This is a genomic window from Pseudomonas sp. 1912-s (genome assembly GCF_029269205.1).
In the GTDB taxonomy this organism is placed as follows: domain Bacteria; phylum Pseudomonadota; class Gammaproteobacteria; order Pseudomonadales; family Pseudomonadaceae; genus Aquipseudomonas.
Genome location: NZ_JARIXR010000040.1, coordinates 1 through 25537 on the forward strand (window position 1 = coordinate 1; position 25537 = coordinate 25537).

Below are 25537 nucleotides of genomic sequence, written 5' to 3' on the forward strand. Positions count from 1 at the left end.
CGACCAAGGCAGCCAGTACAGCAGCTCCGATTGGCGCAGCTTTTTGAAGGCAAACAATTTGGTTGCCAGCATGAGTCGCCGAGGCAACTGTCATGACAACGCCGTGGCCGAGAGCTTTTTCCAGCTTCTGAAACGGGAACGGATCAAGCGAAAAATCTACACCACGAGGGAAGATGCTCGGAGTGATGTGTTTGATTACATCGAGATGTTCTACAACGTAAAACGCCGCCATGGTTTCAACAATCAGCTGTCACCGGTAGAGTTTGAAAAGCGTTACGCAATGAGCTTGCAAGGTGTCTAGAGAATCCGGGGCGATTCACTTCGGGGTAACGCCGGTTGCTCATGGCACCTCCCAATTGGTCTCAGTTTAAGGCACGGAGGTGTCTACGAAACTCGGGGCGATTCGTAAAATAGCAATGCCAAGGTGTCCGAAACCGGCAGTAGCGATCCAGATTTTGGTATAAACTATTCTTTAGATTTCTGAGGTGCGAAGGCCAGCGTTGCCAACTGATCTATAAAAGAGAATATCCATGCGCAAAGCGTTAGTAGTCGATGATCACCCTTTCGTTCGTGCGTCAGTCCGCATGGTACTCCACGCAGAACAGTTTGAGGAGATAACCGAAGCTGATAACGGCGTTGAGGCGTTGCAGCTGATTCGTACGCATGCACCGAATCTGATCGTGCTAGACATCTCCATGCCGTTAGTCGACGGTCTAGAGGTAATAACTCGCGTGCGTTCGCTAAATTTGCCTTGCAAAATTTTGGTGCTTACCGCCCTAGAAGCCAGTTTTTATGCGCAACGTTGCATGCTTTCAGGCGCATCAGGTTACGTTCAAAAGACGAGTAATCTCGATGAGATGACTCGCGCCGTCAGAGTAATAATGGATGGGTATAGTTACTTTCCTGTACTGACAACTAGCTCGGTACAACGCCTAGATAATCAGTCATCTGAAAGGGACTTAATCCAACTACTCTCCAATCGTGAACTGGCAATTTTGCAACAACTCGCCCGAGGGTTTAGCAATAAAGAAATTGGAGACTCTATGCTGCTTAGCAATAAAACTATAAGCACTTATAAAAGCAGAATAATTGAAAAACTTAATGTCAAATCGGTAGTCTATCTTGCCGATTTCGCTAAGCGCAACAACTTAATCTAAATGAGGACGGCACTCCGCGCTTGCATTGCATTATTAATACTGAGTTCACATGCAGGCGGGACCGCACTCGAGGCTAATACAAATATTAGTAACGAGCATTTGTCTCTGCGGGGAAGCTCTAATGATATAAATGCGAAAGTGTCGCTAAGTGACGCAGACTGGCGCTGGTTACGAAACAAACGCGTCCTGCGACTTGGTGTAAGTCTAACCGACGCGGCGCCTTTCAGCCTAGTCGATACTGGCAGTGACTATGAAGGAGTAACCGCCGACTATGCCGAAATGCTTTCTGACCTACTAACGATTGACGTCGCAGTTTTCCGCTACGCAGGTAGAACCCAGGCGATAGAAGCCCTCAAGCGTGGAGAGATTGATTTTATAGGGACGACCAATAATTCTGAAGCGCGTGATGCTGATCTGGTGACGTCCTATCCCTACATACAGGATCCAAATGTTTTTATAGTTCGTCGAGATAGAACGAAAGTCCTTCCTGCCAAGCTCGAAGGGGAGCGAGTTGCCATATCCGGACATTTTCAATTCGCTTCTAGACTTAAAGAGAACTACCCTCTTTCTAAATTACATACTTACTCAACGGATATTGAAGCAATAAGTTCCGTAATATTCGGAAAATCTGATATCTATATGGGCAGCATGCTTACATCGCGCTACCTAATTAGTAGGAACCTATTAAGCGAACTGCGACTGGAGACCACGGACAACGCAGAAATCAACGATATCAGCTTTACTCTGCGCTCGGGGGATCCCCAGTTATTACGAGTTATCAACGTGGCGTTAACGGCAATCCCCACATCAGAAAATTTAGCCGTTATGCATCGATGGGGGCGTAACGCGCGCAGTTTACATGCGCGTGAAGATTTTGAGTTAAGCCCTAAAGAACGCCGCTGGATTGATGAGCATCGCCAAATTAGAGTTGCCGTCAACGAGGACATACCTCCAATTTCTTTTTTTAATAAAAACAATCAACTAACTGGCATAAACTTTGATGTATTAGAACAAATTAGCAGTATTACTGCGCTTCATTTTGAAGTAGTGCGCGGCAGCAATACAAACGACCTCGAGGAGTTAGTACGCACTGGAAAAGCAGACTTCATGATGGGGTTTAACCATCACTCAGAACAAGAAAAAGACATAAGATTTACTCGCCCATATCTTACAACTCCGTATGTAATGATAACCCGTAACCGCCCTAATCAACCGGCCAACTTAGATAGTCTGATTGGAAAGAAACTCGCCCTCCCCCTTAGCAATGCTGACCTTGAATACATAAAATACCAGTACCCAAAAGTAGCTCTGATAAATACGTCGGGCACCGTTGACGCCATGGAAAAAGTATCAAGTGGAATCGCTGATGCCGCAATCGTTCATTTGATACGCGCTAATTATTTAGTAGCCAACACCTATCAAGATAGGATCAAGGTTTCAGGTATTGTCGGTACGCAGCCCTCACGAATGGGAATAGGTACTGCAAGTGCCTCTGTGGAATTATACTCCATTCTAGAAAAAGCATTAAAGAGTATCTCGCCGGAAGAGATGGACGACTTACTAAGTCATTGGCGCGCAGAGGTTATGGTTGACAACACCGCGATAAGAGCAAATCAACTCGTTACACTTAGAGGATTTGCAATTGGGGCGGTACTTTTGTTTTTTGCTATTTGCTGGATTTTTTATTTACGTCGATTGATTAAACTTCGAGACGCAGCTGAGAGCGCACTGAACGAACAGATGGAGTTCATGCGCGTATTGATCGATGGCTTACCTCATCCTATATATGTGCGCGATAGCCAGACCCGTATGTTGCTTTGCAATAGTAAATATTTAGAAATCGCGGGAAGCCAACTGGAAGAGATTATAGGAACTCGCCCAACGGAAGGGTTGAGCATTGATTCTAAATATAGCCTCGATTATGAAAAGCAGTATCATGAGGTTATGGCTGAAGGAAAAGAGCGGGTGCAAGATTGCCAGATGATGATGCCGGACGGGAGGTTAACAACCGTGTATCATTGGATTCTTCCATTTCGTAACAGTACTGGAGAAATCAAAGGCATAATTGCAGGGTGGATTGATATCACAGAACGGGAAAATCTTCTTAAAGAACTAAAAAATGCCAAGATGGAAGCTGATGACGCTAATCGAGCAAAGACTTCATTTCTAGCCACCATGAGTCATGAAATTCGGACCCCTATGAACGCAGTAGTGGGCATGCTTGAACTGGCGATGAAAAAGGCGGAACAGGGAGTTTTAGATCGCTTTGCAATTGAAGTCGCGTCTGGTGCCGCTCAAGGAATGCTGGAGCTTATTGGTGACATTCTAGATGTCGTGCGAATCGAGTCAGGACGTCTCACACTCAATCCTCAGAGAGCACAATTCAAAGCGCTAGTGGAGGCAGTGCTACGAGTATTCGAAGGTCTGGCTCGCCAAAAACATCTAGCACTGGTTCTCGATTTCGATGAGTTAGCTAATAAAGATGTGCTCATTGACTCATTACGCTTCAAGCAAATTTTATCCAATCTACTCAGCAATGCTATAAAGTTTACCGAAGCCGGTAAGGTGTTGGTAAGCGTAGATGGGAAAATTGACCAACAAAATCAACTTTTAGATATACGTTTGTTGGTTCGCGACACAGGTATTGGCATCACCTTGGAGGACCAAGCGAAACTTTTTACAGCCTTCAGCCAAGTTAACATTGACGGCAGCTCGAGTTCTGGGGGAGCAGGACTGGGATTGATGATTAGCCGTACACTGTGTGCGATGATGCAGGGAGAATTAATTTTGAGCAGCGTACCTGGCTTAGGCACGCTCATCGAAGTCCAAATCACTCTACCTGTTTTGGATCCGCTCCCTCCTATGAAAAGTGAAGTTTCGGTAGTTTCAGCAAGACAATTGAATGTTTTAGTGGTGGATGACTATCCCGCCAATCGCTTATTGCTCTCCCAGCAATTAAGCTATCTAGGTCACAACGTTTGCGATGAGCCGGATGGAGTGCTTGGCCTAAAAAGTTGGTGCAGCAACGATTTCGATGTTGTTATCACGGATTGTAATATGCCAGCAATGAATGGATACGAGCTTGCAAGAGCTATACGAATTGAAGAGGAAAATTCAAAAAAACATACTTGTGTAATTCTTGGATTTACTGCTAATGCACAATTAGAAGAAATAGATCGTTGCTTAGAAGCCGGCATGGATGACTGCCTATTCAAGCCAATCAGTATGGATGACCTTAACAAGTGTCTACTTAAAGTACAGCCTTTACCCGGAAAATCGAGAGGGGATGAGGCTAATGGAGAAGTTGATGAAAGCATTGATATAAGTAGTTTAGAAAAACTGAGCTCGGGCAACAGTGACTTTGTAAAAAAACTACTACATGATTTATCACTCAGTAATGAACAGGATCTACATCATCTACTAGAACTATTCAGCGCACATAATCTGGAGGGGTTATCGGAGCTCGCACATCGAATTAAGGGTGGAGCCCGAATTATAAAGGCAAAACATCTGATCCAATGCTGCGAAAAATTGCAAGCCGATTGTACTGAGTTAGACTGTAGATCGTTGACTGAATCGGTAGATGCCCTTCACCAAGCTATGGAGGCACTTCAGAAAAAACTGCGACTCTAAAAATCAGACACTTCTAAATATTAAATTTTATATTGCATATCAACACCCTATTTTTCTTGAAATCCTCCTACACTAAATGGCAAATTCCCACACTCATCCGAACGAGATGTTTCACCACTATTTCGTTTACAGTAATTTCTAATAGTACCTGAAAATACTCAAAGAGTTTTTGGATTAAATGTTATTAAAAAAGTGGTGTGTAGTTAGATCTTGACCAGATTCATGCTACAGCAACTCTGCAATCTCACTCGCCCCTGAGTCGGGAGATGGCTCAGCACATCCTTCAGATATGCAAGCGGATCAAGCTCATGAATGCGGCTGCCAATTTGCTGCTACGTAGCGACCCTGAAAATAACTATTTCGAGCGCTCAAGGCTGGTGTACTTTCCCACCTCCAAGGTCAGCATACTTTCCCTGAGTCAGGCTGGACAAAAATCCTGACACGTTACATAGGCCTCTCCTGTTTATTGCGCACCCTGATCCTGCGGGGCAGCGTTATCGTCATCCACCTCATTATCAAGTAAAAACTATTGCCCTAACAGCTAGGACCGAGCACGTGGCTTTGCCAGACACTCACATCAAGTGGGATTTGTTACCTGACGCTGACGGTCAGACGCAGTAAATTTTACTAAGGAAAGAGCAGTGCTACAAAAAAGCCCATCGGACGATGGGCTTTTTCTTTCGAGTGTCTCCGAGAGGAGGCTTTCGCCCTCGAACCTCAGAGCTAGCCCTTAGAGCGTATTACGTAGAATGGCGCCGGTCAACTTATGACGTTGAATTTTGTCCTCAGAGCTTCCCCCAATCCAGTGTAAGTCGACCGACTTAAGAGTACGCCACATCTTGGAATTTTGGGGCTGTGAGGTAATTTGCAGGACGGTAGTTTATAAGTGCTGGCCGGTTTCTAGCTCCGCGGTGACCAAACGCCATCTAGCTCCAAGCGAGCGATCCACACCAGTATCCGCGCTTATATCGTCATAATTGATATCACTTCCACGAACCTAAATTTTTTTCTAGCTGTCTTTGTTGCTTCCTGCTCCGCAAGCAGGAAGCTCAGCGTATAGACCTCATGCACCATCTCGTACGTTTTGCCTTCGAAATCATTTCCAACGCGCAGCGTAACTCTTATCTTGGGAGCAAAGCCTTGGAAAGTGTGCTTTTTTTTCGCTGTTTTAATTGGCTCCATTATCACGATATCCGTAGCGGTTCGAGTTGGTGCTCCAGCTGCAGGTTCAGAAGTCTCAGATTCACCGAATAACGCCCGCCGCATATCTTCTTCCGTCAGTTCCGTATTCATACTATTTCTTAGAAAAAACGTAGTGTATAAACAGGGAGGCCGTAAATAGCGCAGCCCCCCCCCTTTTATAATTATATCTACAGAACCATTCAAAAACCCCATGAGCCGAATGCAGAAATAGACTGGTTATGCAAATTACTAGCACTCTCAAGCATATAGTCTACGCCTACAGACAGCCCCCCCCTTAATTTCATAGTAACTTTACCATCAAGCTGTGTAACATTCTTTTTGGTTCGCGGACCTGATATACGAAATGTTTCACCGTGAGAGTTAAAGCGTATGTCGCTTTCAGAAATAACGTCGGAAAAAGCATGAGAAATTCCTACACCTCCCCGAAAGTCAACATCGGTATCTTTATTATATCGTGCGAGATAGCTCATACGCACACCAAGCTTACCAGAGTACATATCTTTAACACCTCGTCTTCCTGATAGCGAAAATAGATCTTTCTTTTCGGAGAAAGCGGAGATTTCCTGATGATTGTATGTTAAACCGATATAGCGCTCAAATTTTAACTTATCAAAATTAACATCATAAGCCAACTCTGAGAACAATTGAGCAGTGTTGCCGTGATAATTACTATTGGGCGTAGCTACTCCAGTTGTGTAAAAAATTTTCCGCTTTGTTTCAATATCATGCCAGAAGACACTTGCGCCAAAGCGAGCGGACAACGAATCGTAACGCTTGGAGCCGTATACCCCCAAATTGTAGGTACCGATGGCTGCGGAGGATGCCCCCTGAGATACTGAGGTTTTTCTATGGCCACCGAAAACACCAATACTCAAGTCATTATCTTCGAGCCAGGCATCAGCCCCGAAAATAAACCCTTGGGTATTTCGACTCAGACTGGAGATTCCGTTACCACCTTGCTGGTGGCCTTCTGAACCATACACGTATCCCCATGCACCTGGATTAGCGAGACCCAGCTCCGTCTCATATATTCGCTTGAATGCGGTGTCACTACTAAAAGATGTCTCCTGCATCACCACCGCTTTTAGTGCGGCATGAATCTCACCAGATAATAATTTTGAGAACTCGGTAAACTCTGGTCGACTCATATTTAAAATTAACGAATTTTCTCTTCCCAAAAGATTATTATAATCAGTACGACTAACTAGCAGCTCCCCCTCTCCACTTAGTGCTGGAGCCGCACCACTTTGTTGAGGTGGCGCCTCCTGAGTGGTAGAGGCTTGATTTTCTGCAGATGGAAGTAATGACGATTGAAGCTTTTCTTTGCGCGAAGCCAGCGTATCTACCGACCCAATAAATAAATCGCTTACAGGTGCAGAAACTACGGCGCTTTGGCTCGGTGAGTCATTCGGTTTAGTATCAAGGGTAGCCTTGGTTGACACCGTTGCAAGGCTAATATCAGGTGGTAACGGTGTTACTGTAACTTCAAATCTTTGAGTGGGAACTGTTTTCGTGTCCGTAAATACCACCTCGGAGATGGGAGTGACTGTTTCCACCGCAGCCTCACGGTTAAGAACAGGGGCCACGTTTGACCCCGGTAACGCTTGCTCATTACCGTTGCCGATAGAAGCCGCTACGACCTTCGGATCAACGTCGAGGTTGCTCTGTTTTAAGGTCGCCTTCGGCTCGGAATGAGGATCACCAATTAGAGCAAGGATTTCAGGCTTATCGGCGGCGGGTAAGTCTGCAACCGTAAATTTTTGCCCAATATCGGCAGCGCTTATCACTGAGGGGGGCTCTGTATCTTGAGCAAGAGTAACTGTCGTTATCGGCGGTTGCAGAGGTAACAAACTTGCACATGCGGCTTTGGCGTTTCCATTTTGACAAAGATCCACTGGCTGTATGTCGTTACGCAATAGCAATAGAGACACATCCGTCTTACCGTACTTCAGGCGAGGCTCGAGAAAGGCTAGGTTCGCGTAGGCACCGTCGAATCTACCCGTCACTCCTTTTTTGGCAGAAAGAATCGTATAGAGACTACTCGGACTATATTCACCGCCGTGTGCTGCGACCAGCACATTCCCACCTTCAACAGTCGCAACGCCACCAACTTCTATCATATCACTTAGTCCAGTTGGGTTTGCGTCAAGCTTATAAAAAGAACCTTTCTTAAACGTAAGGTCCTCTGCGATATTAAATAATCCAATCGAATTACCAGGAGAAATAATTGCCCCCTCCTCCAGGCTTAAGGAGCGGACCTTACCTGTTCCATAGACAACAGCATCCTTGTTTACTAGAACGTCGGTAGATTCGAATAACCCACTAAATCCGAGCCCTCCACGTTTCACGTCCGTAAGCCCTTTAAAGCCCCCAGAGCCCGTTAAATCCAACATCCCGCCCCCGGTTTTCACGAGAGAACCGCTACCATCGATTTTATAAGAGAACTGCTTATCATCAGACCGATCAAATACTAAACTCGAATTATTATATATATCACCCTTCAGCCAACCTTTATTATAACCATCGCCAACTTTTAGGGTACCACTTACGATATACAGCCCCTTTATCTCGTTATCCCCCGTTAACACCAACTCCCCCAAACCACTTTTTAATAGTGCGCCACCTGAGGCGCTACCTGTATAGGTTACCCGCGAGGCCTCATCGGACACTTCAATACCACCACCTCCGTATCCGTCTGTTTTGGCACTAATAAAAATATTAGAGCTTAGCTGCTGCGTGCTGGATCCGGTTTTATTTTTTCCATCTGCGTTTCCAAAGTACAATAAGGCTCCATTAAGTCCAATATTCCTAGATAGCGCGTCAGCCTGTGTTTGCAAGCTGAGATCCAAAACGCCACCATTCACGTTAACAGTGAAGTCACCCCTATCTTCAACGCCCGTGATATCAGCAAACGCATCCAGATAAGGATCGTAGTGTCTTTTTTCATCCAGGCGAGATCGTAGTGGCTCGGCAGGGTCGAGGCGGTACTTATTAAAAGCACCCGCTAAAACCTCACTCGCTTTCTCACTAGGGTGCAGCCCATCCTGAGTGAAGTAATTTACACCTGTGTTTTTGTTTGTCCTACAGTCCGCACTTGAATCACAGGAACCTTTTAAATCTCCGTCAATCCCATAATTCTTACCGTTCCGAGCAATATGTCCAGACAATTTAAAAATATCAAACAAAATTAGATTTGTACCTGGATGCCCTCGCAGCAAGTTCAATGCTGAAATAGTGGTTTTTTCATTAATCTCCGACGTTAAGTCCGTTATTTTTCCTACAGCCATTTTTTTTTCAATCGCACTTCCGGCGTGTAGTATATTCGTATCTTTTTCCTTCCAATCGATCAACATAGGCGTTACAGACAGATCAGGTATATTCCCCCAAAGAATATTTTTCGCTCCTAACGCTGCGACATCCTCCACAAGCTTTTGCCGACCGACGTACATTTCCTGCCCAGCCAATAAAATATTCCGCGCACCTGTGTATCCTTGCTCAATGACGTCGTTCCCTCCCGCCATAACGATTGCCAGGTCATGTTCATCAAACTTCCCACCGAAACTTTTGAAGTTTGCAGGCTGGTTAGATATCTTTTCTATCAGAACTACATCGAACTTTTTCTGTTGATCGATCACTCTATCAACTATCGATTTCGCGAAAGAGCTAAAAACGCCCCCCCCCATTGTTTTACTTAAAGCTGCGTCAACTATATTCCCGAGCCCATCTTTAAGAAATGTTTTTTCACTTCCAGGAAAGTGACTCATCATTTTTGCTCCACCTTGGGCCATATTTACATTACGACTATTATCTAAAATTGTATTACCTCCAGCGGCTTGAATTTGGATCGGGATACGAAAAGGATCACCCAAGATCATCGGCAGCTCAATATTACTTTCCCAATTTACTTGATTTCCATTGATATAGGGGGAATCAGATAGCTGTTGAGCCATATTTCCTTTTCCGGAGGTAAATGGAGCGCCTATGGGCAAATTGACGTCATATGATCCTAAACCTCTAGAAGTAATATTTATTTTTTTTGTTACGTTACCTGTATCCAACTGACTATCACCGAACAGTACAATTCGGCGATATTTACTTTTTATTGTACCTGCATTTACCTCAGTAGCGTTCGACTGCTCATACTCTTTAGCCTCAGCCAAGAGAGATATAAAAAACATTGCGACCAAGGGAATCACACATGAGAAAATAGTACTTCTAGCATTCATCCATGCCACTCCTATCGTTTAGTTTCCACCCCCGCGCACGATGTTCCAGAAACTCACCTAGTCACCGCACTGGCTACGACATACAACGCTAAATCCATTTTCATTTTTAACTACAAAAAAAGCGCGACTCACCACCCGTTCAACCCGTATTGGTTTTAATAATGCATAACCAATCGCGGCTTATTTGTAGGATTCGTCCTACAAACGCGTAGGAAAACTCCGGAGCCACCCCTAACTCTTATTGAGCCAAACACATGTTCTAAACTTGGAATTTGAATGATCAAGTCGCATGCAACTCGAAAATTATTATAAGACTTACAGGAAGATACTTTGCCTTATCCTTGCATCTTATATAACCTCATCGAACACCACTACAACTCGATTGAAAGACAACATATAGCGCGCCTAAAATCAGCACATACTTTATTTACTGATAAAAGTCAGAATCCGAACTAATGGTTAATAACTTCCTTTAACGACCAAGCATTTGCACTTAGCCTTTTAAGCTGACAGGTGTTCAGAAACGCAAACTCAGCTCAAGACCACACTAATGATGGCTTGAGCTGAATACTATATCGCTTTCATGTAGGCTCTTTAGAAATAATCAAATTTCAGATTTTCAGACATTAAAAGCTAAATGTAAAACCAAGATTTACGGCATTGCTTTGATTATTGCCCGAGTGCAGCCCACTATAGTTTAGTGAAAATAATGTGTCCTTGGTCAGCGCAATTTTCGCGCCTACCTTGATCACCGCACCATCTCGGGAAACAGGTACGCCTTTAACGTCAAAAGATGCTTCGCTGTTTTGGAAGGTCAAAGACGCTTGTCGATCCAGTTCGCCATACTGGTGCTGCCAACCCAGCTCTGCTGATACGGTCATCGGTGTAGTGATGGTTACTGGGAGTTGCGCATTGGCTCTCACGCCGAGGGTTGAAAGCGTCGCGTCCTGGCTTTGCTTTTTGCCATGCAAGCTAGTTGAGCCACCATGCTCCTTGAAGTTTTCGCTCTGGAAGTTGATATAAGCTAGGTTGGCAAATGGCTCCAGGCGAGCCCACCCGGTATAGCCGGTTTCTGCAAATACTTGGTCGGTACGGGCAGTGTAGGCGGACTTTTGATAATCCGACAGGCCGTTGTAATCGATGCGCCTCGAGGTGTCCAGGCGACTCCAGGTACTCGCGGTACCCGCCCGCAAAGCGATGTTCCCCAGAGATTTTCCTCCGTATAATGATAGGTGGTAGTTATCACTATTGGCTTTGCTTGCACCTGAGCCATCAAGCTTGGTTTGGGTGTAACCGGCTGCGGCCCCCAGCAACCATCCGTCGGCAATATCGGTGTCCATCCCCAGCAAAACGCCACTGTTGGATGCGCTGTAGCCGGTGGCATTATCGTCGGCGCTAAGGCTGTTATGACCGCCAAGCAATTGCACCCAACCGCCATTCCCGGAAGAAGTAATATTGGCTGAAGTCGCCACCGTTTGGGTTTGTTGCAGCCGGGAGTTGATCGCCTCACGCAGGTATCGTGTGTCGTCGATCAGAGTAGCGGCTATGTCTGCATGAGTTTGACCGTCGAGTTGGCTGAACGCACGGCGCGCCTGATCCTCGGTGCCTGAGAGAAGAACACTTTCGTAAACCGGGTTGCCTGCTTTGAGGGTATCGGCGGCAGTGGCTAAGGCCCTTTCATTAGCAGTCTGTGCCACGCTGACAAACGAGCGGGCATTACGACCGACGTCCAGGGATAGAGTGTGGGTGGCATATTTCGCAGTCATCCCCAGGAACGGGTATTCGCCCGGTGATACGGTTTCGAATTGGCCGGTAATTCCACCGATCGCATTGAGAATGTTGTAGTGCTCACCCATCAAGCTCAACACCTCTTGTTTGCTGAGTAACGTTGGACTGTGTTCCAGGCTAACCCTGAGTGCACCACCGTTGATGGTCGCTTTGCCGCCAGCCTGGATCTGATCACTCGTATTGTTGTTGCCGACTTCGACGGCATAGACCGAGCCTTTTGCGAAGCTAACGTCATGGGTGACATGCAGAGTGCCAATGGAGTTTCCGGGAGCAACCATCGCGCCGCTGTTCGCAGTGATCGAACCGACTGAACCTGAGCCGCCTAAAGTGCCCCCACTGCTGATAGTCACTGGGGAGGTGACGGAACCGTTGACCGTTAGCAGTCCGCCGTTGATGCTGGTAGGCCCTTTATAGATGCTCGCTCCGGTAAGCGTTAGATGACCATCGCCCAACTTCGACAAACCGCCAGGCCCGTCGATGTTATTGCTCCAGGTATCGGCGATGCATTTATCGCTGTCACAGGCGCTGCTCCTGACGCCAGGCAGGCTGACTTGAAAGTCGTAGTATTCGAACGCAGCGTCCTGTGTGTCTGCAGCCTCGTTCGGATGCAATCGAGTAAGCTCAAGGGCGAAGGCTTTGTCGGCATACCTTTTTGCTATAGCCTCTTTGGAGGTGGCGCCCGCCAAATCGCCTGAGTCACGTAAGTTCTTGGCTTGGTTATAGGTAACATAAGCTAGATTACCGTAGTAATCAGCCTTGGCCACTATTGGGTTGTATTGATCGGCTGCACGCTGTTCGATTTCAGTCAGTGTGCTGTCATATGAAGCTTTGAGCGCCCAGAATTTTGCTGGCCCCCCCATGGCTTCTGCCAAATCCATGGAGCCCCAACCATATACACGGTCGATGCCGGGAGCGCCTTCGTCGGTTGCTGTGGAAAGCAAGGTATCGCGTACCTGAGAGTTGGTCAGGTACGGAAAGCGCGACTTGATCACTGCCGTACCGGCGGCTGCGGTGGGCGCGGCCATGGAGGTGCCAAACATCATTGCATAATTGGGGGTAAGGTTTTTTTGCTGTGTATCACCGTCGGCTCCGGGTAGAGTTGTTTGGACGCCGGTGCTGAATATTCGGTAATAGTCGGAGGGCACATCGGTATTTTGTACATTGGTCTTGATGTACTGGTCCTCAGGACCAGGAACATAGGTGGTGACATTGACACCGTCCGGTACTTTCGGAGCAGTCACAGGATATGAGTTGAGAGGACCTTCCAGTGTGCCGCCAGCTGCTCCTACACAGTAGTATTTGGAGGTGCCGCAAATATCAGAATAATGAGAAATAGTGTGGTCGTTGTTGAGCATAACAACGTTAAGAAAATTCTTCTCTACCGAGCGAAACTTCTTCGCATCATCAACGAGAAGTGTAGGAAGCATGTTGGTCCCAAAAGTGCTATGAACCCCCCGAAACATACGCGGGCGCAAATTATTGAGATCGTATTCATAGGACGCTGAGTAGTAACGATCATTGCCTGCAGCGAAGATAACAATCGTGCCACTGCTAGCCAATTTTGCCAGTTGAGAGAGTTCGGACGCTGGATCACTAAGAAGTATTTTTTGATCTTTATTGTTGTCAGTGACATCATCAATGTTCGGACCGTAGCCGGCCCACTGTTTTTTGCCATTAACATTTATTCTCATCAGATGGCGATATTTGTTTTTATCAAAGTCTCGCCCCCAGCTATTACTTAGTGCGGTAAGACCTGTACTGACTATTGCATCAGCAGCAGTACTATCACTTAATTCATCGTGAAAAGCGCGTCCAATATAGAGCGTTGAGTTGAACGCGCCGCCGTGCATGCCAACGCCGTTGCGATTGGCGACCATGATGCCCGCAACATGGGTGCCGTGATCATCAATGCCACCTTCAGTTTTTTTATAGTCCGGTACGTCACCGTCCAGAAAAGGTATAGGAAATTTCTTCACATTATGCAGTGTTGAGAAGTCAAAATGTTGTGCGTAAGTGCCTGAGTCCAATATGCCAATTCTCACTCCCTGCCCCGTGGCCCCTGCCGCGTAAGCTGCATCAAAGTTATCCGATGCTAGGCCCCAATTAGCCTTGAACTCAGGGCTTTTCCAGCTGTTTCTGTCACCTAACATGCCCTTTTCCACATAAGGTGGGAGCAGTTCTTGTGCACGCAGGTAGGTTGAGGTGAGCATTTCGGCGCTCATAAACAATACCGTGATAGCGGTGAGCACCGTCTCTCTTTTTGAGGAACGACGTTTTCTGAAAAGTTTGGGCTTGCTCATTGCGTAAAGCTCCCTTTCCTAATTAGTGGGTACTAGGCAGCGTTAAAATTTTTTATTTTTAATATTTATTATTTATTATTTTGGTAGTGGCAGATAGACGCCGGGCTTTGCATAAGTCGGCACGGGTAAACTTTTCGGATCAACTTGTAAAAGTCTCTATAAATTAGCGCTAGCCAGAATGACTCAACACTCCTGGCCTCCGCAAAATCATCAAAAGCACTGCCTACAAATACTTGCGTTTGTAACCGCACTTGTAACCATCAGGCATCGTAACAATGTGACTTCGTTGCGATCACTCATGAAATGAGTCTTGAATAGCTTGCTCAGCTAAAAACTTCTATGCGACAGGTTTAGATAAAACCGTAGTTAGTCTCGACGTAATGATAAATCTCTGGACACTGTAAACCTTGAGTATCACGTACTTCACCAGGGACATTTTTATTAGGCGTATGCACCTCTCAGAATCCTAGATAAGAATCGCACACAGAATTTTGCGCCCCCTAAGCCACCGCTCAAAAAACCATTTAATGCACCGCTAAAAAATTTTAACGTTTTTTTATACTTAACTTATCATGCACCCAAACACTTATTTAACGATTGCAATGAAACACTCCACTCATCAAATATTCACACCGATAGAAGTACCCACACGCACCCTGCCCATTCACTGACTACTACTCACCATCTTCGCAACGAAGAACATCGCTTATGATGCTTGAAAACAAACAAAGCAACACTCCCTCTATTATTTCGAAGGCTACAATAGAAGAAAAGCCAAATGAGAATTTTAAAATACGCTGCCCTGCTGGTAGATCAATCGACAGTGCCAATCCTTGTAAGGTTTCGACCACTGGATACACCACAGGCGATACAATGTACATCACACCCGCATACCAGAGATTTTTTTTATTTCGTTCACTCAATACTTCGCCAATTGAAAAATTCAGGAAAAACATCCCAATTCGAAGCAATATGCAAGCCGAGAATAGCAGAGGTATAAAATCGAGTCCGACGAGCAATAGGGTGACTGGTGTTGTTGGAGAATATTGACTTGCGCGCCCCCCCCCTTCATCGAGTGCGTAAGTTAGATATGATGAGTCTTGAGCAAAGCCCCAAAGTAAGGCTGTCACCGCCTCACGCTTGTTGTATATCCAGAGTGTGGCGGTACCTGACAATTCAACTGCGATTACACTCCAGGCAAGTATTACCCCGATCAACCCGAGCCATTTCAAACGCGATGATAACTTTAGGGAGTCTATTATGGGCATTTGCATTCCTATAATCATAAAACAAGAGCGTTTCAGTGCGGCTTTTGCGTGCCGTACCGCAAAGGAACGGGCGCTATGGAATCAAGGATTTGATATTTTTCGTCTTGCCATATTTTTAGCACTCACAAGCAAAGAAATAGCGTGGAAAACTCACAAAACACTGTAGGAAATTTCCGAAGATCATCCTCATGGCGGATCACTTCCTTCCCCTCCCTCCTCGAACACAGCCGCGATAGGCTTCGAACACGCACTTCGGCAACTCCTGCGCTCGGCTAACTGAATAGTAGAAACGGGTCAGGGTTAGCACCTACTCCAGAATTAACTCCGGGGCGATCGGCCAGGGTATTTCAACACTTTATCGCAATGGATCACGGGACCGCCCAACAGGCCATCACGGGGTAAACTCAGCTGCGGATTGACGCACGGGTTGCACAATAAACCACTTAGCTATCAAACTGCGGCGACCTCGCACAGCTCCTGACAATTGACGGCTGATGCGGCTCGTTGGACTTTCGTAAGGAGAGCATCAACATGATGTGTCTACTAAATAACCCAGATATTTGAATTTTGTCATCTAGATTTGTACCGCTTAAGCCACGAAGCAAAATCCGAGGCTAGCATAGGAGGGGCGAGGTAAAGACCTTGTCCGAAAGTGCAATCTAAGTTCACGACGGTATCGCGGATCTCTCTATTATCTATGCCTTTAATTATCAATGTTACTTTCAACGCACTTGCAAGGGCTCGCACAGTCGTGATCAATGCACGGCAACTAGAATAGCCTAGACTCCGGGCAAGGGTAATATCCAACTTGAGCTGGATAAGCGGTATTTGCGACAGGTTTCCAAGCGAGAAAAACTCTAAACCGAGATCATCGATTGCCAACCCGCAACCAGCAGCCTGCAAGCGCATAATATTTTTAACCACCGAGCCTCGAAAGTTTAACGTGCTTTCCTCACCCATCTCCAACACTAACACTGATCCCGGCAGTCGCGATTTTTGCAAGCTTTCAACAACATACGCTACCAGTTCATTACATAGGATCTGAGAAGCATTCAGTTTGAAAGCCAGTTGCAGCTTCATCTCATGCGCACGCTGCTGCTCCATAAATGATAATCCTTGACTCAAAAATTTCTTAAACGCCTCATCAAGCAAATCATAGGTTGCGAGTAACGCCAGCGACTCCTTAGAAGAGAGAACCCCACGGGTGGGGTGGTGCCATCTAACCATAACCTCAGCCCCACAAAGTGTACCGTCTCGCAGATGAAATATTGGTTGATACCAAGCATTAATAGCGCCAGTTACCAATCCATGCCGAACTTGCATTTCCGGGATTACTTTATACTCATGAGCACATAAGCTCGGCGACCAAGATCGTACGTGGGAGAATCGCAGAAGCAATTTCTCCAGCTCGTTAATTTGTAAAGGTTTGCCTAGAACCCCAACTAGATGCATTCCAAAAAACCTCTTCAAACTATCAGCACAGCGGCGAACCTCTTCTTGCAGCTCGCTATAAATCACGACACCTCGCAAAGTTTCTTTCTCGAAGGCTGCTTGCAAAAACTGATAGCTATCAACTGCAGGGTCCATTACATCAACAAATATTACGTCCACTACAGAGTGACGACACAAGTGCATCGAGGCCTGCGAAGTACTACTTGCTGAGAGTACAACTCCAGGATGCAGTCTCGTTAGTGCTTTGACCAACAGATTGCGCTCAAACGCGTGACTTTCCAAAACGAGAACTTTATTCAGCGTCACTTAATTTACCTACGCGCGCTCTAAACTCATAATTTGATAAATTCGCTCACCGTCTGTGTAGTTTCTTTTTCCTGCTTGCAGGTAGGAAGTTTCCTAAGCACGGAAAAATACGAAAGTTTTCCTTAGGCCATCCGAAAGATGCGTATAGGACTTTTACGCAGGACCGTTGCGCTCGCCAGATAGTGGGGTTGGGTTCTTCCGGAAAGTCGGACTCCGGTAAGCGGTACTTATTCATACCAACTCATAGACTGGATGGAACGATAGCACTTAATACTTTTTTAGAATTGATAAGCATAAATTACAGGCACGGAGGATGGGCAGAAATCTGAATATTCCGCCCTCTCATGACTATCGGTACGTCTGGATACACACCGAATGGATCAATGGATTGACCGTTTGCAGTCGCGCCTTCAACAAGGAAGTGTGTAGTGCCCGTTGCGATTAATCGGGCGCCTTCTGAGTCGCATGTCACTGATAGCGTCGAGGTTTCTATGAGAGGCAAATGACGCACCAGCGCACTGAACGCTAGGTTAATCAATACGGTACCAACGACATCCGCTTGCTTCGGCTCCAATACGTTCATAACTGGCTTAATATCCAAACGATAAACTTGTTCCTTCTCCACTTGCTCAAGGGGCTTCAAGGTTATGATCTTACTCTGGCCCGGAGCAAGCTTGAGTTTAAAGGGCGAGGCATAGAGTTGGGGACGGGGCGTTTGGCTGATCAGTTCAAGGCGTTCATCCGCCAATTCGACGCCAGGGTTGATAATTCGCGACAGTGTGATCGATACATATTCTGGCCGCTCACCGTTGTTGGCAATTTCGACCGTCATTGCTGTGTCCCGAACCTCGGCAATTTTGGGTTGGATATCGATGAGTGCAACGGCATGCGAGACCATAGCCGACCAACCAAAGAGTGCGAGAATACAAGGCTTAAACAGGTTCATTACTTTCCCTTCGGTGAGCCAGGACCCGCAAAGATCAGGGTGCTTTAATCACTGGCTCGAACGTCAGCGACAAGACCCCGCTGTAGGTTCCTATGGCCTCCTTAAACGTGCCATCTGGCGGATAAGCCGAAACTGTCAGACCGTAATAGCCGGCTGAATCCTCACCGGGTGCTGTCCGGGGAGGATTCTTGAATTCCGTGTCTACACCGACGGCGAGGTGCTTGGGCGCTTCGCCTTCTGCGCCCAGCTCTACTTGGGGCTGCTGGAACACTTGCGCGGCGTTACTGGCGTTTCGGATCAGCAGAGGCTCATCCAGGTGCACCTGGAATACTCCGGTAGACGAAACAATTCGCAGGCGTGCCGTCACTTGGTAGGGAGTATCCCAGCCGCCGGGTTGCACCATCTCTAACCCCTGGTCGAACCACCCTCCCCGGTCGTCGGTAACGGACAAGTTATTGTTAGGTTTTAGGTAGGCGCTGATATTGCTGCTTTTTTTACCTGTCAGTACCACCTGCGCCGGAGCCAGGAACGGGAATACTCCCAAAGCTGCTAGCAAGCAGGCCTGTGTTGTTTTCTTCATCTTCTACTCCATAACGGGACGGAGCGGGTTGTTCGCAGCCCGCTGATAAATCACCACGCCATAACCAACACTCACGGCTAGAGGGGCAGGCTGTCCGGCGTCCGTACTGGCCTCGACTATCAGTCGCTCTCGGGGCCTGAAGGTAATGCGCCAGACTTGGTTATGCGTAGGTATATTCAGGGCTTTCAAGGTCAGCCCGTATTTCTGTCCGGGTGCCAGTACTAGCCGACCAGGAGTGACCAGCAAGCTGGGCCGCTGCACGTCATGTATGGGGAGCAGGCGCTCGGGAGTCTGCCCCGGGTTAAGGACCAGCTGCTGCTCCACTTCCAGGTACAAAGGCGAATCGCCGATGTTCTGAGCATAGAGTTCGCCTTGAGGTTCGTCGGGGGTAAAGCGTAACTCTGTGCGGGACAATTTCAGCACCCCGGCCGCCAGCCCCGTGGATGACCCTAGCGACATAAAAAGCAGAAAAGCGATGGCGAGATAGCTCATTGGAAGTTTCTCCTAGGGCTTTGCCACAACGGTAAAGGTCAGTACATCGCTGTACGCGCCGCCTTTTACCGTCCTATCGGCCTTTACTTTGAACGTTGCATCAAAACACATACGACCGTCGTCACTTAGGGATACGACAGCATTTCGTGTATTGGGTAATTGCACCAAGCTGCTGCCACTGTTGAGCGCGACCGTGTAAGGCACGGTTTGAGAGCTGTCTTCAAGGTTCTTGAGCTGGTAGCTGCGGTCGGCCGACAGACCATTTGCGTTAGTCGCATTGATGATGAACTTTTGAAAAGTGATGTACTTCGCTCCGCCATAGGTGAAGCAAAGCTGATCTTTGGCGGCGCTGAAGCTTTTCAACGTTTCCTCACCCCGAAGCAGTTCACCCAGATCCCAATCTGGCGCCGTCATGGTGATGGCCGTATCCACTGGAGGGAGAGGTTGATCCGGGGACTTCAATATGCGACATTCCCCACCCAGGGTGGCCTGAGACAAATAAGCCACTCCGGCGCTCTCACCCACATCATTATTGTCTGTGTAGTTGCCAGCACGTATACCAATGGCTGGCCAGTCTTTGATGATTGAGTCCTGCACTTGCACCGTAATGGAGGCCAGAAAAGCGTCGCGCCTACTCCAGTTGCCGACGTTGCGGCCTGAGTCGTTTTTATACATTACGTAACCCGAGGTCGAGACGTATGGATAGGCGTCAACCACGCCATTTAGAGAAACCTTTGTGGCAGCCCTGGAGCTGCTATTCAGCACGCCTTTGGCGTCGTAGGTGTAAATTAAAACTCCTCGGGAGAGAAATGTAGCACCTCCAAGATGTCCCGATGCCTCGTTGTAGCTGATAGTGATCCCCAAAGTGGTCGTGCCATCGGCGTTCTTCGTGTAACTACAGTTACTATAGCCATTACTAAGAAGATCGCTGTAGTTCAAGGTGTATGCGTATGCCTTCCCCACTCCGCATCCCCAGCAGGCCAACAACAGCAAGCAAAGAAGTTTCCAGCCCCCCCATATAAGGGGCATGGTGGTGGCCTGGTTGATCCTGATCGGTGACGGCTGACGTATATCCATCAGGAGCATTCCAGGATATACGGCTGAGCATTGGCGACCAGGCTCAGGCGCTTGCCGTTGAAGTGCTGCAGTACTCCAGGAAACAAGGCAACATTGAACTTCTGCGAACCGCCATCCACCTTCACATCCGACAGCACCACGCGGACAGTGCCCGTGTTCTCTAGCGTTACACCTTTGGCATCGCAGCGATGTGACCAGCTTGATTGCTGTTTGGCGGGCAGGGGCATATGGCGCACCAGCACGCCGTAGCCCACCGCAACCGACATCGGTGCGCTGATCTTGTCTTGCGGCGCGTCCTCCACCTGCATTGACCGCACCGGGACTATGTACAGGCGAAACAGCTCTTCCGCTGCCGGCTCGTCGAGAGACCTGAGGCTAATGGCGCGGCTTTGGCCAGGGCCCAATGTGAGCTTGTCGGGGCTGGCAAGAATGCCGGGGCGATCCAACTGCCGCAAAGGTACCTTGCGCTCCGGTTCCAGCCCTGGGTTCACTACTTTGAGCAGACTGATCGACAAGTAAAGCGGGGCGTCACCGACGTTTCTTACATTTATGGTCTGCTCTTGACTGTTGTAAACCTGCAAACTTGCAGACATGACCATCAACTCGCCCTCTGCGTGTGCCAGTGCAGTCCAGCTCAGTAGCGCCAGCAGCGTGGTACGCAATGTCATGGTGAATGCCTGTTTTTGTTTCTTTGTTACTGACATGGGTAGTAGCTGCCTGTGAGATTACGTGTTAGGTCGCAGTGGTATTGGCGACCCGTCTGTTCAACCGTGATGCTGTTCAATACCGCCTTGTGAGTGATCGAGAACAAGCCGTTGGGATAGGCGGTATCACCGGTTTCGAGGATCCTGCCGCCTACAGGTCGGCCGCTGGCATCTTGCAGGATGCCGCTATAGACCATGTTGATATCCACCTTGGCCTTAGCGTTGTACACCTGCCCGGGATGGGCCCTGATGATGTTTGCCGGAACCTCGATGTTCATGTCCATGTCCGCGCTGTCACTCACTACCCGGGCAAAAGGCACATCGTGATATTTGTCCAGGGGGACGGCGTAGGTGCTGCCTCCCGCCACGGGGTGACCCTCCACACTGAAGCCGTAGGACGTGCTCTGGAGATCGGGTGTTTCAAGCAACATAGCGCTTCCACTGTTGCTGTATCGCCCCAAAGCCATACCCTGGCTATTGGCGGCCAGCATGCCGCGGTAGTTGAAGTCGAGGTTGTTGGCGTAGTCGCCGTGGCCGACGTTCAATGAGGCATCTCCCCTTGTGCCAGAGCGACTGCTGTACGCATTAATGCTGTTCATGCCATTGCTGTGATTGACCGTCAGGCCACTGGAAGAAGTGCCGTAGGTGTCCTGAAAGCTCTTGCGATAGTCACCGGTGACCTGTGTCTGGTTACCAAACTGAGCGGCGTTCAGACTTGCCTCAGAGCGTTCAAGCGCCCACGACATATTGACATAGAGGGTGTAATCGCTATCGCCCGCTATGGAGCCGCCCTTTTGCACCCCTAGCGAAAACGTCGACAATAGCCCGTTAGGTCTATAGTTCCAGCGCATTTCAGTCTGATGGGTCGCACCACGACTAAAATTGCGATAGTTGTAAGCAACTAGTACGCCGCCAAGGTTCTTACTGTACGAAAGGCTGGTACTAGGCGCCCCCGAATAGAGACGCGATATATCACTGCTGGCATAGCGACTGACCATTAGGCTACCTAGCCCATCATCACTAACGTCCAGGTTAATGTAGCCTCCTGAACCGCGCTCGCCAGCCAGCATCCCCGCCGTGGGTGACAGGTTAAAGCTCCCCACAGTGGTAGGCCGGGAAAGATTGAGCTCGGTGGCCCAAGTCGAACTGTCATTAGTCACAGTTGCAGAGTTTAAATAGATCTGGCTGAAATTACGACTCATAGCGGCTTCGAACAGTTGCTTACCTTCTTGCATATCCTTACCGGCGGTTACGCGCCAAGCGTTATCCCCTTGCCCGGTAAAGCTCAAGTTGTTGACGTCCTGAGTTTCACGGCTTACGACACTGCCGTTTCGATCGACCAGGCGGATTTCAATCGGGTAATAGCCACCAGGAAGATCAATAAAGCTGATTTCATTACGACCCAGCGCAGCGGGCCGTTTAAGCACAAGACGTCCGTTGCGATAAAACTCGTAGTTACCTTCAGCCGATGAGAACAACACCAACGAACCCACATCACGATTACTACGCAAGTTACCTTGACTGCCTAACGTGAAAAACTGATCGAACCCGGGTGACAGTACCGTACTGACCGAGCCCGAGCTATAGTCGACCCTGTCCTGCTTACCGGCTCGCACATAGGTTTGAGCGAAGTTCTTTTGCAGAAAGTAGGAAGATATTCCTTGATCGCTGCTGCTCTTAAAATTTCGGCTGCGACCATGGCTTGCATACCAGTTCATGTAACCAAAGCTGCGCCCGGGCATCCCCATCCAAGTATTGCCATTAACGTTCAACGCACGATAACCGTCAGAAGAACCGCGCAGATCCAACGACTGATTATTTATCAAACCCCAAGAAGTTGTAGGCGAAATGTAGTCTTCTTGAGCGCTGCGTATAGTGAGTGCACGCCGAGCTTTATCAAGTATTACATAGTGATCTGCCACGCGAAGGTCGCAACCATTACTGCATTTTTTATAATTCACTTCAGCTAGAACGCTCCTTATTTTACGCAAATCTTCAACTGCAACACCGTTTTCTCTGTATTGGGCCGAATCAAAGATAAGGACGCCTTGCTCCAAAGAGTAACTGATAAACCCGGGCAAGGTGCGACCGTTATAGTTGGCAACAAAACGTGCAGCATTATCCATTTCCACTGCGCTAAAACCTTCAGGAATTCCATAGGCAATCTTCATTTGTGCAAACACTTTGCTTGAGACAAGCAAAATTATGCACAAAAGAATTCTGTGCAAATTTAAAGATTTATGCGGCAGCATGCCTAATTTATCCAGCAACACTAAAGAAGAGCCTCTCGCGAGGCTCATGTGTAGTAGGGAGGGAGAGTTACTGCTAATTAAGCACCCGCGCTGGGTTCAAAGATCATGACCAAGTCGCCGCTATAGGTACCCTCGGTGCTAGCCCCCGTTTTGAGAGGTGCTTTAGCGCTGATTTTCAGATTATGAACTTCGTCAAACCCGCCGTTACCGGCTACTACCTGAGTCACTTTAAGCGACTTCCCGAAGACGACCGAACCTTCACCTCCCACGTGAGAAATACTGACGCTGGCATCCGCCATTTCATAAGAACCATTGGTCATTTTCAGAGGTTGAGCCAATGTTAAATTGAAGTCGGCGATTTTACTCCAGACACGAATTGGCAGTGTTTTGGTAAATTCTTTCTGAGTGTAGTCTACCGACTCCAACTCTTCAGTTCCGTACCAAGTCGAGCCGTCAGGTTTAGAAACGAAAATGGAGTCGTTAATTTTTGCAGTTAGGGTGATTTTCTTGGAAAGAGGCTTTGCCGGAAGAGTGGCCGCCTGCGCCCCTCCCAACAGAAAACCGCTCAAACCCATCGCAATGAAAACAACGTTGATCTTTGTACGAAACTTCATTCCCAGCTCCTGACTATAATTGAAGCCGATTAGGGCTCCTCTAAAGCGACGGCTTTACTTGCCGTTTAGCCCGAAAACTAGTTTGCAGACCAAACGATTGTTATTAAGTAGGAATCTTCCGACGTCAGCGTCGGAAAATTCCTACCGCCCTCCTCCTCTTTAGAATTCCCGCACTTGGCTAGCGCCATTTGCGGTTTTTTTGTTCCAGATAAAGCTAATGCTTGAGAAATATCCTACAGATACGTACGCAATTTCTTCGCGAATCATTCCTGCTGATTGCGGAACATAGGCACTCTCAACTTATAACCGAGTGCTCCTGTGATGCCTTACCTATCGATTCGTGCGTTGGTTGTTGAAGACAATCCATTCCAGCGTTCCCTGACGGTCAGTCTATTAAAGCAACTGGGTTGTCGCGAAGTGCTTGAAGCCGACAACGGCGGTGAGGCCCTTGCTATTCTGCAAGCCGCTGGTTCGGTGGATGTGGCGCTTTGCGACCTGCAAATGGAGGATAGGGAAGGACTTGAATTCATATTGCGCGCAGGGGGTGCCGGTCAGCTGGGAACGGTACTCATAACGAGTTGTTTGCCATACGATGTGGGCCGCGCGGTGCGGCAGATAGGTGCATTGCTGGGGCTGAACATCATCATGGACGTGGCCATGCCTTTGCGAGCGGGTAGCTTACGTAAACATCTGGATGGCTACTTGAGCCGACGACCGGCACGTCAGCAGCCGTCAGCAACGGTGGCGCATATCAGCGAGAACGAGGTACGGCATGCCATTTTAGAGCAGCAACTGGAGCCCTATTACCAACCCAAGTTCGATTTGCTCACCGGCGAGGTTTTGGGGGTAGAGGTATTGGCGCGCTGGAATCACCCCTCGAAGGGATTACTGACTCCTGCCATTTTTTTACCGACATTAGAGCATTGCGGCCTGATGGACGAGTTGTTGTTCAGCCTGATGCACCAGGCACTGGACTTACAGGGTCAGGCAAAGAGACGGGGTGTGAGGCTGAACTTAGCTTTTAACCTTCAAGCATCACAACTGGCTGATATTGAGCTTGCCTCGAAGATCAAACGAATGCTTGCTTCGCATCATGCGACAGGCTCAAGCCTGACTTTCGAATTGACAGAAAGCGGCTTGATTGAGGTCCCGGCGGTATCCTTGGAAAATCTTGTACGCCTGCGCATGATGGGGTGTCGTTTATCGATTGACGATTTTGGCGTAGGCTTTTCCTCGCTACAGCGCTTGTGCCAGTTGCCGTTTAACGAAATAAAGCTTGATGCGGAATTCGTTCGCGACATCGAAAACGAACCGCGTTGCCGAGCAGTTATTAGCAGTACCTTAGCGATGGGTCAGAGCTTGGGTATGTCAGTTGTGATAGAGGGTATTGAAACTGCTGCACAACAGCAGCAATTACTGAAAATGGGGTGTACTCAAGGCCAGGGTTACTGGCACTCGCGGCCTATGACCGGAGCTGATTTACTGCGCTGTTTGCAACGAAGTGCACCTTCCGCTCGAGGCCTGCTATGACAAATAAGG

General features: G+C 48.0%; 16 protein-coding genes. 4 read left to right on the forward strand and 12 right to left on the reverse strand.

What is annotated here, in order from left to right:
* The 3 genes from P3C29_RS29570 to P3C29_RS29580 all read left to right on the forward strand — a co-directional run.
* Positions 1-301 (forward strand): IS3 family transposase (locus P3C29_RS29570; protein ID WP_275966116.1); only part of this gene is annotated, 301 nt, incomplete at its 5' end.
* A 229-nt stretch (positions 302-530) separates the two neighbouring features.
* Positions 531-1157 carry a response regulator transcription factor gene (locus tag P3C29_RS29575; RefSeq protein ID WP_275966117.1) on the forward strand — a complete coding sequence of 209 codons (627 nt, stop codon included), beginning with the start codon at positions 531-533 and terminating at the stop codon, positions 1155-1157.
* A gap of 138 nt (positions 1158-1295) precedes the next feature.
* Positions 1296-4790 carry a transporter substrate-binding domain-containing protein gene (locus P3C29_RS29580; RefSeq protein ID WP_275966118.1) on the forward strand — a complete coding sequence of 1165 codons (3495 nt, stop codon included), beginning with the start codon at positions 1296-1298 and terminating at the stop codon, positions 4788-4790.
* Between the two features lie 963 nt (positions 4791-5753).
* Here the strand turns inward: P3C29_RS29580 and P3C29_RS29585 are convergent.
* The 12 genes from P3C29_RS29585 to P3C29_RS29640 form a co-directional block, all read right to left on the reverse strand.
* Positions 5754-6083 carry a hypothetical protein gene (locus P3C29_RS29585; protein WP_275966119.1) on the reverse strand — a complete coding sequence of 110 codons (330 nt, stop codon included), beginning with the start codon at positions 6081-6083 and terminating at the stop codon, positions 5754-5756.
* Positions 6084-6172: 89 nt separating this feature from the next.
* Entirely contained in the window at positions 6173-10219 is a 4047-nt protein-coding gene (locus P3C29_RS29590) for an autotransporter domain-containing protein (protein WP_275966120.1), read from the reverse strand.
* Between the two features lie 626 nt (positions 10220-10845).
* Positions 10846-14307, reverse strand: coding sequence for an autotransporter domain-containing protein (locus tag P3C29_RS29595; protein WP_275966121.1), 3462 nt, complete (start codon positions 14305-14307; stop codon positions 10846-10848).
* Positions 14308-14981: 674 nt separating this feature from the next.
* Complete coding sequence (locus P3C29_RS29600) at positions 14982-15575, reverse strand: hypothetical protein (protein ID WP_275966122.1); 594 nt, start codon at positions 15573-15575, stop codon at positions 14982-14984.
* A 570-nt stretch (positions 15576-16145) separates the two neighbouring features.
* Positions 16146-17333 (reverse strand): EAL domain-containing protein, encoded by a 1188-nt coding sequence (locus P3C29_RS29605; protein ID WP_275966123.1) that lies wholly within the window; start codon positions 17331-17333, stop codon positions 16146-16148.
* Between the two features lie 298 nt (positions 17334-17631).
* A complete protein-coding gene (locus tag P3C29_RS29610) occupies positions 17632-18279 on the reverse strand; it encodes a hypothetical protein (protein ID WP_275966124.1) in 648 nt (215 codons plus the stop codon).
* Positions 18280-18313: 34 nt separating this feature from the next.
* On the reverse strand, positions 18314-18859 hold the full coding sequence (locus P3C29_RS29615; RefSeq protein WP_275966125.1) for a hypothetical protein: 546 nt from the start codon (positions 18857-18859) through the stop codon (positions 18314-18316).
* Positions 18860-18862: 3 nt separating this feature from the next.
* Complete coding sequence (locus P3C29_RS29620) at positions 18863-19351, reverse strand: hypothetical protein (RefSeq protein ID WP_275966126.1); 489 nt, start codon at positions 19349-19351, stop codon at positions 18863-18865.
* A 12-nt stretch (positions 19352-19363) separates the two neighbouring features.
* Entirely contained in the window at positions 19364-20428 is a 1065-nt protein-coding gene (locus P3C29_RS29625) for a hypothetical protein (protein ID WP_275966127.1), read from the reverse strand.
* Positions 20428-21096 carry a hypothetical protein gene (locus P3C29_RS29630; RefSeq protein ID WP_275966128.1) on the reverse strand — a complete coding sequence of 223 codons (669 nt, stop codon included), beginning with the start codon at positions 21094-21096 and terminating at the stop codon, positions 20428-20430. Before P3C29_RS29630 ends, P3C29_RS29625 begins: the two co-directional genes overlap by 1 nt.
* Before the next feature lie 26 nt (positions 21097-21122).
* Positions 21123-23384 carry a TcfC E-set like domain-containing protein gene (locus tag P3C29_RS29635; RefSeq protein WP_275966129.1) on the reverse strand — a complete coding sequence of 754 codons (2262 nt, stop codon included), beginning with the start codon at positions 23382-23384 and terminating at the stop codon, positions 21123-21125.
* Between the two features lie 77 nt (positions 23385-23461).
* Complete coding sequence (locus P3C29_RS29640; protein WP_275966130.1) at positions 23462-23998, reverse strand: CS1 type fimbrial major subunit; 537 nt, start codon at positions 23996-23998, stop codon at positions 23462-23464.
* A gap of 321 nt (positions 23999-24319) precedes the next feature.
* Between P3C29_RS29640 and P3C29_RS29645 the strand changes: the two genes are divergently transcribed.
* On the forward strand, positions 24320-25528 hold the full coding sequence (locus P3C29_RS29645) for an EAL domain-containing response regulator (RefSeq protein ID WP_275966131.1): 1209 nt from the start codon (positions 24320-24322) through the stop codon (positions 25526-25528).
* Positions 25529-25537: the final 9 nt, after the last annotated feature.